Origin of the sequence: Shewanella sp. ENK2, assembly GCF_043568515.1 — a bacterium.
Lineage (GTDB): Bacteria > Pseudomonadota > Gammaproteobacteria > Enterobacterales > Shewanellaceae > Shewanella > Shewanella japonica.
In genome coordinates this window covers 4,233,827-4,250,687 of record NZ_CP171406.1, presented here as the reverse complement: position 1 = coordinate 4,250,687, position 16,861 = coordinate 4,233,827, and the positions used below count along the sequence as shown (strand labels likewise).

General features: G+C 39.3%; 13 protein-coding genes and 1 pseudogene. 5 read left to right on the top strand and 9 right to left on the bottom strand.

All coding sequences use genetic code 11. The features are described from left to right. Positions 1-28: 28 nt before the first annotated feature. Entirely contained in the window at positions 29-601 is a 573-nt protein-coding gene (locus ACGEDC_RS18590) for a DUF1569 domain-containing protein (RefSeq protein WP_394495008.1), read from the top strand. Positions 602-619: 18 nt separating this feature from the next. Here the strand turns inward: ACGEDC_RS18590 and ACGEDC_RS18585 are convergent, their stop codons facing one another. The 7 genes from ACGEDC_RS18585 to zwf form a co-directional block, all read right to left on the bottom strand. Then, a complete protein-coding gene (locus tag ACGEDC_RS18585) occupies positions 620-1,081 on the bottom strand; it encodes a GNAT family N-acetyltransferase (RefSeq protein ID WP_394495006.1) in 462 nt (153 codons plus the stop codon). Between the two features lie 124 nt (positions 1,082-1,205). Further along, positions 1,206-2,129, bottom strand: coding sequence for a hypothetical protein (locus tag ACGEDC_RS18580; RefSeq protein WP_394495004.1), 924 nt, complete (start codon positions 2,127-2,129; stop codon positions 1,206-1,208). Positions 2,130-2,244: 115 nt separating this feature from the next. Then, positions 2,245-2,982 carry a methyltransferase domain-containing protein gene (locus ACGEDC_RS18575; protein ID WP_394495002.1) on the bottom strand — a complete coding sequence of 246 codons (738 nt, stop codon included), beginning with the start codon at positions 2,980-2,982 and terminating at the stop codon, positions 2,245-2,247. A 221-nt stretch (positions 2,983-3,203) separates the two neighbouring features. Beyond that, on the bottom strand, positions 3,204-3,845 hold the full coding sequence (locus ACGEDC_RS18570; protein ID WP_055024001.1) for a bifunctional 4-hydroxy-2-oxoglutarate aldolase/2-dehydro-3-deoxy-phosphogluconate aldolase: 642 nt from the start codon (positions 3,843-3,845) through the stop codon (positions 3,204-3,206). Between the two features lie 19 nt (positions 3,846-3,864). Continuing rightward, entirely contained in the window at positions 3,865-5,691 is a 1,827-nt protein-coding gene (gene edd, locus ACGEDC_RS18565) for a phosphogluconate dehydratase (protein ID WP_065108140.1), read from the bottom strand. 10 nt (positions 5,692-5,701) lie between these two features. Further along, entirely contained in the window at positions 5,702-6,400 is a 699-nt protein-coding gene (pgl, locus tag ACGEDC_RS18560) for a 6-phosphogluconolactonase (protein ID WP_394494999.1), read from the bottom strand. Between the two features lie 10 nt (positions 6,401-6,410). Next, entirely contained in the window at positions 6,411-7,883 is a 1,473-nt protein-coding gene (gene zwf / locus ACGEDC_RS18555) for a glucose-6-phosphate dehydrogenase (protein ID WP_055024004.1), read from the bottom strand. A gap of 330 nt (positions 7,884-8,213) precedes the next feature. Between zwf and ACGEDC_RS18550 the strand changes: the two genes are divergently transcribed. Both ACGEDC_RS18550 and pyk read left to right on the top strand, forming a co-directional pair. Further along, positions 8,214-9,068 carry a MurR/RpiR family transcriptional regulator gene (locus tag ACGEDC_RS18550; RefSeq protein ID WP_055024005.1) on the top strand — a complete coding sequence of 285 codons (855 nt, stop codon included), beginning with the start codon at positions 8,214-8,216 and terminating at the stop codon, positions 9,066-9,068. Positions 9,069-9,273: 205 nt separating this feature from the next. Then, the gene (pyk, locus tag ACGEDC_RS18545; RefSeq protein ID WP_055024006.1) at positions 9,274-10,713 is read left to right on the top strand and encodes a pyruvate kinase; all 1,440 of its coding nucleotides are present in this window, start codon (positions 9,274-9,276) and stop codon (positions 10,711-10,713) included. A gap of 139 nt (positions 10,714-10,852) precedes the next feature. Here pyk and ACGEDC_RS18540 read toward each other — a convergent pair. After that, positions 10,853-13,128: pseudogene (locus tag ACGEDC_RS18540) on the bottom strand (acyl-CoA dehydrogenase). 9 nt (positions 13,129-13,137) lie between these two features. After that, on the bottom strand, positions 13,138-13,782 hold the full coding sequence (locus ACGEDC_RS18535; RefSeq protein ID WP_055024008.1) for a TetR/AcrR family transcriptional regulator: 645 nt from the start codon (positions 13,780-13,782) through the stop codon (positions 13,138-13,140). 194 nt (positions 13,783-13,976) lie between these two features. Between ACGEDC_RS18535 and ACGEDC_RS18530 the strand changes: the two genes are divergently transcribed. Both ACGEDC_RS18530 and ACGEDC_RS18525 read left to right on the top strand, forming a co-directional pair. Further along, positions 13,977-15,839, top strand: coding sequence for a M2 family metallopeptidase (locus ACGEDC_RS18530; RefSeq protein WP_394494995.1), 1,863 nt, complete (start codon positions 13,977-13,979; stop codon positions 15,837-15,839). Between the two features lie 829 nt (positions 15,840-16,668). Next, positions 16,669-16,809, top strand: a complete 141-nt coding sequence (locus tag ACGEDC_RS18525) for a hypothetical protein (protein ID WP_156003214.1) — start codon at positions 16,669-16,671, stop codon at positions 16,807-16,809. The last annotated feature ends 52 nt before the right edge of the window (positions 16,810-16,861 follow it).

Sequence of the window (16,861 nt, the reverse complement as noted above, 5' to 3'; positions counted from 1 at the left end):
TTAAACATAAAACGGTAACTCACAAGCGATGCAACGTAGATTGGTTTTAAAGTCATTAATTGCAGGTGGTGCAGTGTTCAGTGCAGCTGGTATAACTTGGTTTTCTATCTCGCCAGAAAACCAACCTCTGACAATCAAGCAGACGATTAACACCTTAAATACACTCCATATGATTCTAGTCACCCAGAGTGAATCCAATTCCGAGTACATATCATCAGCAGGACAATGGAAATTGGGGCAAATATTTGAACACTGCGCCCAGAGTGTTGAATATTCGATGACAGGTTACCCCGAACATAAATCAGCACTATTTAAAAACACCTTAGGCCATATCGCTTTTTCGGCATTCACTGCTAAAGGAAAAATGACTCATAGTCTTCATGAAACAATACCAGGAGCACCTCAGCTTTCATTAAATCAAGACGTTAGCTATTATTTATCGGCTTTATCGAGACTAAGAAAATCACTAACCGATTTTGAATCTTACGCTGGAACGTTAATGCCCCACTTTGCTTATGGCGCATTAACAAAAGCAGAATATGAACTCGCCCATGTCATGCACATTAATAATCACCTAAGTGAAATTATCACTCGAACATAAGACGAACTTTGTTACTGTCTACAAGTTTAACTTCATTTCTACTAAGGTTTTTGTAAAACCTACTTTCTCATAGGCTCGAATCGCTGCATCGTTAGCATCATAAACATCTAGATAAAAATCCAAAACACCTTGTTCCTTGCTCCAGTGAACAAGTTTGTCTATCAGACATTTATTAATGCCTTGCCCTCTGTATTCAGACTCAACAAACATAAAGCCTAAATAACAGTGTTTAGCATGATTCAAAGATATTTTAGACTGTCTGATTTGTGCATAACCTGTTGCGATAATGGCATTTTGTATTTCGCCAACTAAAACACAACTTAGTGGGTCTATCAGTAATGATTCCAAATCATAATAAATAGCGTTTTCGGCTTTAATACTCGAATTATAAGGCCTTTCCGCTTGAACCACCTTTTGTTCTAACTCTCGCAAAATGGCTATATCTGCCGGTAACGCTGTTCTAAAAGTAATATTATCCAATCTTTTTCTCATCATTTAACCAGTGTCTATTAATTCATTGTGATAAAGCATTAAGCTCACCGCGTAGCTCTTTTGATAGTCTACGCAATATTAAAAAGTGGGAAACCGATAATGGTTAACTAAGTTAGTTTATCCGATGCTGAACTAGCGAAATCATTTTTTGTGGGCTATCTACACCAATATAAATCTGTTTTTCATCATCAATTTCAGTCTTCAAAACGATGTGGATATTGGGTGCACCACTAAAATTATATCGCTTAACGCCTTTTTGCCTTCTTATTACACTCTGATTAAATTCTATTGTTTTAATATTATCCAACGCAATGGTAAACACGTTAAACACCCCATAACGTAAATATATCTGGCGATCATCAATCGAGATAGGTCGTCTAGACATGGCTAGATACTCGGCGACAAAGAAAACTAAACTGAGTGCAGTTAACAATGTCACTATATAAGCTGCTAAGGGTGACCAAATAAAATGTAATACTAGGTGCATGAGTGGAATTTCGAATGCAATCATCAATATAAAACCTAGGGAATTAGATTGATTTGCATCTTTTAAATGATAACTAAATTGTTCATCTCCTTCATAAGCACTTGAATGAATCAATCGACTGCAAAAAATAAAGCTCCACACTCTCGTTTCAAAAATAATTAACTTACTGATAGCACTATCACCAATAAAACGTTTGATTGGCTTTTCGATAGCAAAGTCGGGATCAAGCCCCTTGGTTATCGCCTGTTTAATTGCAAATATTACGCAAGCAATAACGCTCAATTCAACGACAATGAAGCCGCATAAAATGAGGTAACGTAGGTCTGTAAGGTAAGGCCATACAACTTGATACTGATTGGGAATAATGTAGCTACCTACAGCCACCAACAATGCAAAATAACCAATCGATTTTATTAAAGCTATCTTTTTAGGTTTAATACAAATAAAACACAGCAAAGGTAAGGTAACGCCAATATCAATCAACAATAACCAATCACTTTTTGACTGGCCAAAATCATTTAGCCAGGTGTCATAATTAAAAAATGCCACCAGCTTGCAGCCATCAATATCAGAAATACCAGTGGTAGTTTTTCAATAACGTGTACGCGCTGTATATTCATGAATGTCCATTTCAATCAGTAAAACTGTCAGTAAATCAAATTATTTACCCTAAACGCTTAAGATACATAAAACAATCTGTAGCTTGTTTCTCACCTTCAATTAAATAGTCTTTTTCGTATTGATCAATAACCTCAAAGCCATTCTCACGAAATAAATTTGCGACATATTTTGACGGGTAAAAATACATATGTACTTTATATCCTTGGGTTGAGGTTTGAGTTTGTGAATAGTGCTTATTTGAGGTCATAAAACTGACAAACAAGATGCTGTTATTGGCCATAAACTGAGGCAAGTTAGCAATAAATTGCTTCAGTTCGCGTTGATTTAAATAAGGAAAACAAAAAGCACAAATAGCAAAGTGATACTTATTAGATACTAACGCAGTAGAGGCATTACGTACCTTACGCATATCCAACACTTCATAATGAAACAATGGATTGTTAGCTGTTGCTTGAGCAACCATTTGCTCAGCAAGATCGAAACCATAGACACAAATATCTATGCTTATTTGTCGAGCCGCTTGCCAGGTTTTACACTGCCGGTATAAATACAAACTCACATTACCTGGGCCGCAACCTATATCCAATATGAAAATGGCCTTTGTATAAGTGACTGAGTCAACATCCGAAACTTGATCAACATCGGGAGATAAAGCCATTTTGAAAATATAGTCGCACAACTTATCAAGACTATGGCTATATAAACTGCAATCCATGTATTTATCTTGATATTGTTGTGCCATCTTATTAAATGTTGCCACACTTTGCGCTGATTTATCCATATGACCTTTATAAGGAATAAAAGAGTAAAACTATGGCTAAGATGCTAACAATTAAACTCTCCCCTAACTGCTAACTGCTAACTCCTAACCAAGTGATATCAACCATTTCAATTTTGAACATTATTTTAATGAATGTGCATTTTAAACATTAGTCTATTTTAACCAATAAAAAACCACCCGAAGGTGGTTTTATTTAACGAATGCTCACTTACAGAGAGTAATTAAAGCGCACTAATCGCATCTTTACATAACTGGGTAATTCGGTCCCAATCGCCTTGCTCCATAGCATCAGTTGGCGCTATCCAGCTACCACCAATACAATCAACATTGGGTAAAGCCAAATAGTTTTTGTAACTAGTTGGAGTAATACCGCCTGTTGGGCAAAAACGAATATTTGCCAAAGGACCTGAAAATGCTTTTAACGCACCAACACCACCAGAGGCTTCAGCAGGGAAGAATTTGAAATGAGTGTAACCTAATTCCATTCCGACCATGACTTCAGAAATACTCGCAACACCAGGAATTAAAGGTACAGTACCTTTCATGGCCGCCTTCAATAATCCTTCTGTTGCACCAGGGGTGATGATGAATTGCGAACCTGCATCAATTGCTTGCTGAAGATGTTGTTCGTTTAAAATTGTACCTGCACCCACAATGGCTTCTGGCACTTCTTTAGCAATTAATTTAATTGCTTCTAAAGCGCACTCTGTGCGTAAAGTTATCTCTAAAACACTGATACCGCCCGCAACTAATGCTTTCGCTAACGGTACTGCATGCTCAATTTTATTGATAACCATTACAGGAACAATCGGACTGCGTTTAAAAATATCTTGTGGCTGTATCGTCCAGTTATTCTCAAGCATTCGTTATTCTTCCTTACAATTAGTATTTTTCATCAATGGCACTGGTACAGCGAGCGCCGGTTTCAGGACCACTTAAATTACTTCGTAAAGCACCAAATAATTCACGTCCCATGCCAAAACTTGAATGATGTAAATCGACTTTAGCAGCTGTCCTAGCGGCTAATGTTGCATCGTCAACTAAAAGTGTTAGTTCACCAGTATCAGAATTAACACGAATTACATCGCCGTTTTCAATTTTTGCAATCATGCCACCGTCTAACGCTTCTGGTGTTAGATGAATAGCGGCAGGCACCTTGCCTGACGCACCTGACATACGGCCATCAGTCACTAGTGCGACTTTAAAGCCTTTATCTTGTAGCGTACCTAAGTATGGGGTTAACTTATGAAGTTCTGGCATGCCATTGGCTTTAGGTCCTTGACCTTTAACCACGACAACACAGTCCTTATCTAACTCACCCGCTTTAAAGATAGCGTCTAACTTGTTTTGATCGTCAATAACAACTGCTGGTGCTTCAACAACACGATTAGCAACTGGCACTGCCGATACTTTAATAACAGCTCGTCCGATATTACCTTTGAGCAATGTTAAGCCACCATTTGATTGGAATGGTGTATCAATATGGGTTAACACTTCTTTGTCTAAACTTTCTGTTGGGCCTTCAACCCAAATCAGTTCGCCGTCGACCAATCGAGGCTCTTGGGTATATTTACGTAAACCAAAACCTGCAACTGTATTAACGTCCTCGTGTAACAGGCCGGCATCCAATAGTTCTTTAACCAATAACGCCATACCGCCAGCTGCATGGAAATGGTTAATGTCAGCATGGCCATTAGGGTAAACACGAGCAAGTAAAGGCACGTTTGCAGAAAGTTCTGAAAAATCATCCCAATTGACAATGATGCCTGCAGCACGAGCAGCAGCAACAATATGCATGGTTAAGTTGGTAGAGCCACCTGTTGCCAATAGTGCAACGATGCCGTTAACAACTGATTTTTCATTAACGATTTCACCAATTGGGCTGTATTGCGTTCCCATTGAAGTTAGACGACATACCTGCTTAGCTGCCATTGACGTTAATGCATCACGTAACGGATCATCTGGATTAACAAATGACGAACCAGGTAATTGAAGCCCCATAACTTCGAGCATTAATTGATTTGAATTTGCAGTACCGTAGAAAGTACACGTACCAGCACTGTGGTAAGAGCTAGATTCAGCTTCTAACAATGCTTCTCTATCAACTTTGCCTTGAGCGAAAAGTTGGCGTACTCGCGCTTTTTCTTTATTAGGAATACCCGATTTCATTGGGCCAGCTGGCACAAATAACATCGGTAAGTGACCAAAACTTAACGCACCGATCAATAAACCCGGTACGATTTTGTCACAGATACCTAATAATAAAGCGCCATCAAACATATTGTGAGATAACCCTACAGCAGTCGACATCGCAATGACTTCACGGCTAAGTAGACTGAGTTCCATACCAGGTTGACCTTGTGTCACACCGTCGCACATCGCAGGTACACCAGCGGCAACTTGAGCAACACTGCCTACTTCCTGACAGGCTTTCTTTAAGAAATTTGGATAATCTTCATATGGCTGATGCGCCGACAGCATGTCATTAAATGCTGTAACAATGCCAATGTTAGCTTTAGTAAATTGACGTAATGATTCTTTATCTGCAGGCTGACAAGCAGCAAACCCATGGGCTAGGTTACCGCAGCTTAAAGCACTGCGGTGTACGCCTTTTGCATTAGCGTCGTTAAGGGCTTCAAGGTATTTCTTACGTGTATCTTTGCTTCGTTCGATTATTCTATCGGTAACAGCTTGAACTACTGAGTGCATAATTGACTCCTTAAGCGCTATAGAACACATCAACGGGCGTTTTACGCTGCGCTAATACGGCTCTAATAGGCATTTCGTTCACATCGTCATTTTGTAATGCTTGGCGATATACGGATAATTTAGATTCACCGACAAGATGAAGATAAATCTGACGACTGTTTAAGATTGCCCCTTTTGATAATGTGATGCGGGGATGCGGTGCGGTTGTCGGATTGACAGCTGCGCATAACAAATCAGTCGTAAAAGCGTTTTCTAGTTCGGTACTGCATGGGAACCATGAGCATGTATGCCCATCTGTTCCCATACCTAATACCACCACATCGAAAGGCTTTGGAAAGTTAGCTAATGATTCAATGGTCATTTCGCAGCCCTTTTCAGGACTATCGAACATGTTTTTCAAACCACGAAACTTAGCACTAGCAGCACGGTTTTGTAGAAGGTGCTCACGGACTAGGCGCTCATTAGAATCAGCTTCTTCAGCATCAACCCAACGTTCGTCAGCTAATGTAATGTAAACATCACTCCAATCGATTGCTTTATTACTAAGTAATTTAAACAGTTTTAACGGTGTGGAACCGCCTGATACTACAAGACTGGCTTTACCACGACTATCAACAGCATTTTGTAGTTGATTAGAAATTTTCTCTGCTAATTTAGCTTCTAAATCAGCAGGAGTATCGAATGATTTAAACACAGATTCTTTAATCATGACTCATTCCTTATTCGTCCCAAGAGCGGCCGTCTTTAGTGATCAGTGCAACTGAAGCAACTGGGCCCCAAGTCCCTGCTGGATAAGGCTTAGGTTTTTCACCGCCTTTTTCCCAAGAGTTCATGATGCCATCAACCCATGTCCACGCTTCTTCAACTTCATCACGACGAACAAATAAGGCTTGATTACCTATCATGGCTTCAAGTAACAAACGCTCATAAGCATCAGCAATACGTTCATTTTTGAAAGTATCGGTAAAACTTAAATCAAGTTTAGTAGTTTGAATGCGCTGCTTCTCTTCAAGACCAGGCACTTTATTCATCATTTGGATCTCTACACCCTCGTGAGGCTGCAGACGAATGGTTAATTTATTTGGTGGCAGGTTGCGCATACTGTCACGGTATAGATTCAATGGTGGGTTTTTAAAATAAACCACAATTTCTGAACTCTTGAACGGCATACGTTTACCGCTGCGCAAGTAAAATGGCACCCCAGCCCAACGCCAGTTATCAATATCAACACGCAGTGCGACAAACGTTTCAGTATTAGACTTAACATTAGCGCCCTCTTCTTCAAGGTAACCAGGAACAGGGCTGCCTTTTAAGAAACCTGCGGTATATTGACCACGTACGGTATTTTCAAAAACATTGTATGGCGTAATTGGACGAAGAGATTTAAGTACTTTTACTTTTTCATCACGGATGCTGTCAGCATCAAGATTGACAGGCGGATCCATTGCAACCAGTGTCAGCACTTGTAATAAATGGTTTTGAATCATGTCACGCATTTGACCAGCAGTATCAAAGTAGCCCCAACGCCCTTCGATGCCCACTTCTTCAGCAACTGTAATTTGTACATGATCAATTGTTCGATTATCCCACTTTGACGCAAATAGCGAGTTAGCAAATCGAAGAGCAATTAGGTTTTGAACGGTTTCTTTACCAAGATAATGGTCAATACGATAAACTTGGTTTTCGTTGAAGTATTCAGAAACTTTGTCGTTAATGACTTTTGATGATGCTAAACACGTACCGATTGGTTTTTCTAAAACGATACGAGTGTCAGGATGGATGAGGTTTTGTTCATTTAAACAGCGACAGATATCGCCAAAAATAGAAGGAGGCGTTGCGAAGTAACTAACCATGACACGTTTTGTTGGTTCTAATAGGTCATGGAATGCTTTGTAACCTTCAGCTTCTGTAAAATTAGTCCCTATATAATGACAACGCCCAATAAAGCGTTCTAAGGTCTCTTCACATAATTCATCTTTTACAAAGGTATTTAATGCTTTTTGTACTAACGCGATAAATTCTTCTTGAGTGAAGGCATCTTTTGCAACGCCAATCACTTTAGTGTCTGTATCTAACAGGTTAGCTTTATCTAGTTGATAAAGCGAAGGCAACAATTTACGTCTCGCGAGATCGCCCTTTGTACCAAAAAGCACAAAATCGCAAGCTTTAGCCCCTGAAGTTGAGTTACTCATTGCTCTACATACTCCTTTATTTTGTGTGATTCACCTTACGAAATTTAAGTATCCGACGATTAAAACCACACTTTTGTTGTAATATAACAACAGAATTAGTTTTGTGCATCTATAATTTGAAAATAATCCTTTGTTTTGTATCTAGCATTATTAACATAAAACCTGATAGTATTTTGGTGATTAAATTACTTTACTATCTTAGTCTAGTTACAAAACAACGATGAAAAGTGACTACATTTTGTTTTTAGAGGGATAAAAATTACTTCATTTCCTCTCAAATTGTAATTTATGATATAAAATTACATCATCCATTTTAGCGGACAATTGCTTATGAATACCCTTGAAAAGGTGCAAAAGAGCCTGACACAGTTTAGTAAGTCAGAGCGTAAAGTGGCAGAAGTTATTTTAGCTTCTCCTCAAACAGCTATCCACTCAAGTATCGCTACCCTTGCCAAAATGGCTGACGTCAGTGAGCCGACCGTAAACCGCTTTTGCCGACGACTGGATACTAAAGGGTTCCCTGATTTTAAATTACATCTTGCTCAAAGTCTTGCTAATGGTACGCCATACGTAAGTCGACATGTAGAAGAAGATGACTCACCTGAGTCGTACACAACAAAAATCTTTGAGTCTTCAATGGCATCCCTTGATACCGCACGTCAAAGCCTTGATGTGGTTGCTGTCAACAAAGCCGTCGATATTCTCACTCAAGCAAAAACAATCTCATTCTTTGGTCTTGGTGCCTCATCATCTGTTGCACATGACGCTCAAAATAAATTCTTTCGTTTTAACGTCCCAGTAATTTGTTTTGATGATGTTCTCATGCAACGTATGAGCTGCATTGGTTGTAATGAAGGTGATGTTGTTGTGTTGATATCCCATACAGGCCGTACTAAATCATTGATTGAAATTGCACGTATCGCACGTGAAAATGGTGCTGCAGTGATTGGGATTACAGCACGTAATTCCCCACTGTCCCATGAATGTACGTTGCCTGTAACCATGGAAGTACCAGAAGATACCGATATGTACCTACCCATGGCATCTCGTCTAGCTCAGTTGGTCACTATCGATGTTCTCGCAACTGGATTTACCCTAAGACGTGGACCTCGATTCCGTGACAATTTGAAGCGAGTTAAGGAAGTATTGAAAGAATCACGAGTTAATAAAGATCTTACTATCTAAATATTTCTGTTGAATGACACTTCCAAAAGGCCGAACAGTCTTGACTGTTTGGCCTTTATTTTCTGTAAATATCGAATCTGTCACAAAAATAAAACATTAAAAATGACCTTTTTGTTCGTAACTTTCCTACAAAATACTAAAATCTCTGTTAATATAGTTTCATATTTGTACCGAATTCTTTTTCTTAATATTAACGGAGTATCTTATGTTCCGCAGAACTAAAATCGTTACAACACTTGGTCCAGCAACAGATCGTGATGACAACCTACGTAAAATCATCGCAGCCGGCGCAAATGTTGTACGTCTTAACTTCTCACATGGCTCACCAGAAGATCATTTAAAACGTGCTACAGACGCTCGTAACATCGCTAAAGAGTTAGGTGTTCATGTTGCAGTTCTTGGTGACTTACAAGGCCCGAAAATCCGCGTTTCTACATTTAAAGATAACAAAAAAATTCAATTGAATTTAGGTGATACCTTTATCTTAGATGCTGATTTAGCAAAAGGCGAAGGTGACGAAAAGCAAGTCGGCATTGATTACAAAGAATTACCAAAAGATGTCACCATTGGTGATATTTTGATGCTGGATGACGGTCGAGTTCAACTTAAAGTTGAATCAGTTGAAGGTAACAAGGTATTTACCTCTGTCACTGTGGCCGGTCCCCTTTCAAATAATAAAGGCATCAACAAACAAGGTGGCGGTTTAACAGCCCCTGCACTAACTGATAAAGATAAAGCTGATATTTTAACTGCTGCTCAAATTCAAGTTGATTACTTAGCAGTATCTTTCCCACGTACAGGTGCTGATTTAGATTACGCTCGTAAATTAGCAGAAGAAGCTGGCAGTTTTGCATTGATCGTTTCAAAAGTTGAACGTGCTGAAGCAGTTGGCACTGACGAAGCAATGGATGACGTTATCAAAGCATCTGATGCTGTAATGGTTGCACGTGGTGACTTAGGTGTTGAAATCGGTGATGCAGCCCTTGTAGCTGTTCAAAAGAAACTAATTAAACGTTCTCGTCAGTTGAACAAGGTGGTTATTACTGCAACTCAAATGATGGAATCTATGATTTCAAGTCCAATGCCAACACGTGCAGAAGTCATGGACGTTGCTAATGCTGTTTTAGATGGCACTGATGCAGTTATGTTATCAGCAGAAACTGCAGCAGGTGATTTCCCAGAAGAAACAGTACTCGCAATGGGTAATGTTTGCGCAGGCGCAGAAAAACACCCTTCAGTGATGTCTTCTAAGCATAGACTAGACCAGAAGTTCAATTCTATCGAAGAGACGATTGCACTTTCAACTATGTATGCAGCGAACCACCTTGAAGGTGTTAAAGCGATTATTAGTTTAACGGAATCTGGTGAGACAACTAAGTTGATGTCGCGCATTAGTTCTTCTTTACCTATTTTTGCTCTGTCTCGTCACGAAAAGACATTAGCTAAATTAGCTTTGTTCCGTGGTGTATTGCCCGTTAAATTTGATTCAACAGCTGTACCTGCAGATGCATTAGCATCTGAAGCGTTAAAAGCAGTCGCTAAAGCAGGTTACTTAAAATCAGGTGATATGGTATTGATGACTAAAGGCGATGCGATGGAAACTGTCGGTGGCACCAATACATGTAAAGTGCTGGTTGTTGCATAATTCTGGCATCGCAAATATGAGTTAAGTTGGTCTGTTATAAAATTAACTCAGCAAATAAAAGTATAAAAAAACCACCTCAATGAGGTGGTTTTTTATTTGTGCTTAAATCGTTTTTTAGCAGGCTAGTTTCATTAGCAAGCTATAGACTTTCAAAGTCATCAACATTGATAGCAGCTAAGCGTTTGGTATCTGCATCAACAAGTTGAGCATGCTCTTCATCATTGATAACCCCTTTCTCTAATGCTTGAGCAAATAACGTTAATGTAGACAGTTTAGGCGTTAACTCTCCGGCCTTTTGCGCTTTCTTTAATCGTTTAAATAACTGCTTGCAAGCGTATTTAGCTAAAAATGCTTGTTCGACTTCTGCTATGCCACTCTTATCACCTTCAAATTCTGCACATAAGAAAGTAATTCGATCACGAGCAGGAGAAGGTTGTAAGAAGTTATCAGCTAATACTGTCGCTTGCTTATCCGTTGGCGCATTAAAATGATTGCCTAATGGGAATATCACTAACTTTAATAAAATGCCAACAAACTTACTCGGGAAGTTACGGATAGCTTGTTGCAATGCTTCAGCAGCTAAATGGAGGCGCTGTGTCATTACATAATGAACAATCGGCAAATCATCTTGTTGACGACCATTGTCTTCAAACTGTTTTAACGTCGCAGACGCTAAATACAACTGACTTAATACATCGCCCATTCGTGCAGAAATCATTTCTTTACGTTTCAGATCGCCACCCATGATCAACATAGATAAATCAGTCATGATAGCTAAACCAGAAGATAAACGGCTCATATCACGGTAATGCTGCTGCGTTGTACCACTCACTGGCGCTGAATTCGTTTTACTTGCTGTTAGCGCATTAAAAAACGCCATAAAGCCATTACGAGCAGCATAGCCCATATGTCCCATGAGTAAAGCATCAAATCGGTTGATAGCCGCTTTTTGATCTTCCATTGCTGCTGTTTCCATTTCAGCGAGCACATATGGATGACAACGCGTTGCACCTTGGCCAAATATCATTAACGAACGCGTTAAAATATTTGCCCCTTCAACCGTAATTGAAATGGGACTTGCCATGTATGCATGACCAAGATAGTTTTTAGTACCCAGCTGGATCCCTTTACCTGATTGAATGTCCATTGCATCTTCAACTACATCACGACCTAACTCAGTCATATGGTATTTAGCAATTGCAGTAACAACTGAAGGTTTAACTTTTAAATCAATTCCTGTCGTAGTCAAACAACGTGCAGCTTCCAATTGATATGTATTGGCAATAATACGTGCTAAAGCTTCTTGTACACCTTCAAACTTACCAATTGGCATGCCAAATTGTTGTCTTACAAAACTATAAGCTGTAGTCGTCTTAGTGGCCATATGACCAGAAGCGGTCGCCAGCGCAGGCAATGAAATACCACGCCCAGCTGATAAACACTCAACAAGCATTCGCCAGCCCTTACCTGCAAATTGTGGCCCACCAATAATCCAATCAAGCGGAATAAACACATCTTCGCCACTTGTCGTTCCGTTCATAAATGCCATCATTAACGGGTTATGACGTCGACCAATTTCTACACCTTGGTGATCAGTCGGAATTAACGCACAAGTTATACCTAAGTTAACTGTATCACCAAGTAACCCATCAGGATCGCGCATTTGGAATGCTAAACCAAGCACTGTCGCTACAGGTGCTAGTGTGATGTATCGTTTATTCCAAGTTAAGCTTAACCCGAGTGTTTCTTCACCATTAAACTCACGGCGACAAACAATGCCAGTATCAGGAATAGCACCAGCATCCGAACCAGCCTCAGGACCCGTTAATGCAAAACAGGGTAACTCTTCACCTTTAGCAAGCGCTGGTAACCAACGCTCTTTTTGCTCTTGAGTGCCATAATGCGTTAGTAATTCACCTGGGCCTAATGAGTTTGGCACCATAACGGTTACGGCAGCACTAATACTGCGCGTGGCAATTTTACTGACAATGGTCGAATTGGCGTATGCAGAAAACTCTCGACCACCAAACTTTTTAGGAATGATAAGTGCAAGAAGCCTTCTTTCTTAAAGTAATCCCATAATTCAGGAGGTAAATCTTTACGGTTATTAACAATGTCATGATCATCAATCATGGTGAGCGCTGTCATCACTTGATTGTCGATAAAGTCTTGTTCATCTGCCGTTAATTGAGGTTTGCCATAATTGTGAAGCATATTCCAATCAGGTTTACCGCGGAATAACTCTCCTTCCCACCAAACATCTCCAGCTTCCATGGCTTCTTTCTCTGTACTGGACAGAGGGGGTAACACTTTTTTAAAGAAGCTAAATACAGGTCGCGTGATAAAACGCATACGTAAATTTCGAACACCAAATAGCACTAGCAGTGCTATTAATACGAGTATGAGGACAGTCATGTTAATCCCTTATTCCTTTCCTAAAATCGGTACAGATACACCAGCTGCCATATATGGAATAACCTTACGAATAATCGCTTCAGTATCATTATGTTCACCGTAGTCAGCCTCTGCGATTTCATTTAATGCATCAGCTGATGCCATAGTGAAAACGATGGTGCCTAAGGTAAAGTGTAGTCGCCAAAACATCTCAGCAGGCGGAATATGTGGCGCACTAGCTGAAACGGCTTTAACAAACACTTGTAAGTATTCACCGTAATGCGTAGTGATAAACCATCTTAAATGGCCTTGGCTTTCTATATATCCACGACCCAGTAATTGAAGAAAGATGGTTGTACCACCTTGCCTAACTTGATTTAATTCTAACAGCGGCTTTATTAGTGATGAAAAAATTTCATTCAAATTCGCCAGCTCTGGATTCTTAAAAAGTCTTTTAATTTCAGATGCTGCGCTAGGCATAAACACATCTAAATACCGTGCTAAAACAGCGCGAATTAACTCTTTCTTTGAACCAAAATGATAGTTCACAGAGGCCAAATTTACTTCAGCTTTGCTGGTAATTAGCCTCAAAGATGTTTCAGAAAAACCTCTTTCTGCAAAAAGTTTTTCAGCAGCATCGAGAATTCTTGTTTTTGTATCAGTTCTGCTTGCCATTCCGTGACCCAATTCAATTTAAAACACCCGTTTAAATTAAACACTGAGCGCACACTTGTCAATGTTAAATCAGATTATATGTTCAAGCTTACGCCGTCTTTAGTACTCTTCTAGCACTGTTTATTAACTAAAATGCAATATTTGCCCTAATTATGTAAACTGTCGACGACAATAAAAATAAGGAAACCTGTAAGATGAACCAGCCTTTTAAACAGCCGTCTAAAATTGCAATCGTCATTTCAGTCGTATTGGGATTAACAGCATGCCAGCAAGCTGAAGAAGAAATCATTACATCAACCGTAAAAGTCACTCAACAATCAGCAAGTATTTCAACGGAATCTGCTATTGCATTTTTAAATGAAGCAGAAGCTGAATTAGCTCAATTATCCGTTGAAGGTGCTCGAACCGAATGGGTTTACAGTAATTTTATTACTGAAGATACTGCAGCGATGTCGGCAGCGATTGGTGAAAAGCTGACATCACGATCAGTATACTTTGCTACAGAAGCAGCTAAGTATGCCGATGTAAAACTTGATCCAATCAATGCGCGTAAACTTCACATCCTTCGCAGTAGCTTAGTACTACCAGCCCCATTAGATCCTGCTAAAAATGCAGAGCTTGCGCAAATTAGTTCTGAATTAAATGGCTTATATGGTAAAGGTAAATATTGTTTCGCTGATGATCGTTGCATGACTCAGCCAGAGCTGTCAGCGTTGATGGCAGACTCTAAAGATCCTGCAATTTTATTAGAAGCATGGCAAGGCTGGCGTGAAATTGCCAAACCAATGCGACCTTTATTCAAACGCGAGGTTGAGCTCGCTAATGAAGGCGCACGCGATCTCGGCTTTACAGACCTCTCAGAGCTTTGGCGTAGCCAATATGATATGAAACCTGATGATTTTTCAAATGAACTAGATAGGTTATGGGGAGATATTAAACCACTTTATGATTCACTACATTGTTATGTACGTGGTGAGTTAAACGAACAATATGGCGATAATATTGTACCGAATCAAGGACCTATCCCAGCGCATTTATTAGGTAATATGTGGGCTCAGCAATGGGGCACAATATATGATTCTGTTGCGCCACAAGATGCAGATCCAGGCTATGATGTCACCGCATTGCTAGCAGAGAATCAATATGATGAAATTAAGATGGTCAAACAAGCTGAAGGCTTCTTTTCTTCACTAGGTTTTAGTCCATTGCCTGATACCTTCTGGACTCGGTCGTTGTTTGTTCAACCAAAAGACCGTGATGTCGTTTGCCACGCTTCTGCTTGGGATTTAGATAACGAAGATGATATCCGCATTAAAATGTGTATTCAAAAAACAGCGGAAGACTTTACAGTCATTCACCATGAACTGGGTCATAACTATTATCAACGTGCCTACAAAAACCAATCACATTTGTTTAAAGGCTCTGCTAATGATGGCTTTCATGAAGCAATTGGTGACACTATCGCCCTCTCCATTACACCCAGTTATTTAAAACAAATTGGCTTACTAGAACAAGTACCTGACGAATCGAAAGATATAGGTTTATTACTCAAACAAGCATTAGACAAAATCGCTTTCATGCCTTTTGGTTTAATGATTGATCAATGGCGCTGGAAAGTGTTCAACGGTGAGATTTCACCAGAGCAATATAACCAAGCATGGTGGGATCTGCGTGAAAAGTACCAAGGTGTAGCAGCACCAATAGCACGAACTGAGGCTGACTTTGACCCTGGCGCCAAATATCATGTACCTGGTAATGTGCCATATACACGTTATTTTTTAGCTCACGTATTACAGTTCCAATTCCATCAATCATTATGTGAAATAGCGGGTAACGAAGGACCAGTTCACCGTTGTAGTATTTACGGTAATAAAGATGCGGGTCATAAGTTAAATGAAATGCTAGAAGCTGGATTAAGCCAACCTTGGCCTGAAGCACTTAATATCGTGACTGGCACTAAAGCAATGGATGCAAACGCTGTTTTAGACTATTTTGCGCCATTACATGTATGGCTCGACAAACAAAATCAATCTAAAAGCCGTCAATGTGGCTGGTAATGTATCGACTCAAAATACGTTAAAATCAATAGCAATATAACAATAAATATAAAGCACCTTAGGGTGCTTTATATTTTGGCTTCAATCATCGCAATTCTCAGTTAATGTATACCCCTACCAAGAATTAACATTAAACCAACAGAGCAAAAACATCCCTAAAACACAAAGCACCAAGTGCTTTAACGACAATATTCTGACACGTGTCAATTTGCACCAATGTGTGATCGAGATCACATAAAAACCCATTCTCAACCCTGTCGTTTATGATAATTTTACGCGGTACACAAAGTGAATGGAGTTACTTGTACACGTCATTATGACAAGTGTAATAAAAGCCAGAAGTCACATTAAGTATCAATACGGCTTTCCGTTTTATCTACGCTTATCAAGTATTAAAACCTTCTATATTTTGAGTATAACGATACAGATTCATTTCTGTTTTGTCGTTTGATATTGCTAATGAAAAAAGAAACTACGTAAAATTAAGAAATGGCCGTGCTAAGCGGATCCGTAAAGGTTCAACCCTTAATTATAGTAATCATAAGAGTAGTATTCATTTATTGTTTATTACCATCGCTATTTTATATTTTGTGCTGAATTAGTGATAACTAAAATAACGTTAACATGATAACGAGATTAACAAATTCACTAAAGTACACTTACATTTCTAACTAGGTTCTTTAGCATCTCTAGAATGAAAAGCAGTCATTTTCTGCAAAGATCACAAATCTAACCCAAACAAGGTTATTAGCATGCTTGAAAGTGACAAAGTCTAGCGTCACTGCTTGTGTGAATTACACTTGTTGTTGTTTGTTAGCCTAGGTGTAGCATGAAAAAAAGTCATTACCAAAAATTAAGAAATGAACGTTCAAAACGATTAAATAATGAAGAGACGCCAAGAGAAACGAATCCTAAAATGATAGTGGCTGTTATTGTACTCCTTGCCATCCTAGCTTTCTTACTCGTTTAACTTGCAAGCATCTTTTTTAAGAATTGTTTTTAACGGTGTTTGATAAGGGCTT

What these genes read in the sequence shown, in the direction of transcription:
- ACGEDC_RS18590 (WP_394495008.1), top strand. Translation starts at nt 29, where the DNA reads ATGCAACGTAGATTGGTTTTAAAGTCATTAATTGCAGGTGGTGCAGTG.
- ACGEDC_RS18575 (WP_394495002.1), bottom strand. Translation starts at nt 2,982, where the DNA reads ATGGATAAATCAGCGCAAAGTGTGGCAACATTTAATAAGATGGCACAA.
- ACGEDC_RS18570 (WP_055024001.1), bottom strand. Translation starts at nt 3,845, where the DNA reads ATGCTTGAGAATAACTGGACGATACAGCCACAAGATATTTTTAAACGC.
- edd (WP_065108140.1), bottom strand. Translation starts at nt 5,691, where the DNA reads ATGCACTCAGTAGTTCAAGCTGTTACCGATAGAATAATCGAACGAAGC.
- pgl (WP_394494999.1), bottom strand. Translation starts at nt 6,400, where the DNA reads ATGATTAAAGAATCTGTGTTTAAATCATTCGATACTCCTGCTGATTTA.
- zwf (WP_055024004.1), bottom strand. Translation starts at nt 7,883, where the DNA reads ATGAGTAACTCAACTTCAGGGGCTAAAGCTTGCGATTTTGTGCTTTTT.
- ACGEDC_RS18550 (WP_055024005.1), top strand. Translation starts at nt 8,214, where the DNA reads ATGAATACCCTTGAAAAGGTGCAAAAGAGCCTGACACAGTTTAGTAAG.
- pyk (WP_055024006.1), top strand. Translation starts at nt 9,274, where the DNA reads ATGTTCCGCAGAACTAAAATCGTTACAACACTTGGTCCAGCAACAGAT.
- ACGEDC_RS18535 (WP_055024008.1), bottom strand. Translation starts at nt 13,782, where the DNA reads ATGGCAAGCAGAACTGATACAAAAACAAGAATTCTCGATGCTGCTGAA.
- ACGEDC_RS18530 (WP_394494995.1), top strand. Translation starts at nt 13,977, where the DNA reads ATGAACCAGCCTTTTAAACAGCCGTCTAAAATTGCAATCGTCATTTCA.
- ACGEDC_RS18525 (WP_156003214.1), top strand. Translation starts at nt 16,669, where the DNA reads ATGAAAAAAAGTCATTACCAAAAATTAAGAAATGAACGTTCAAAACGA.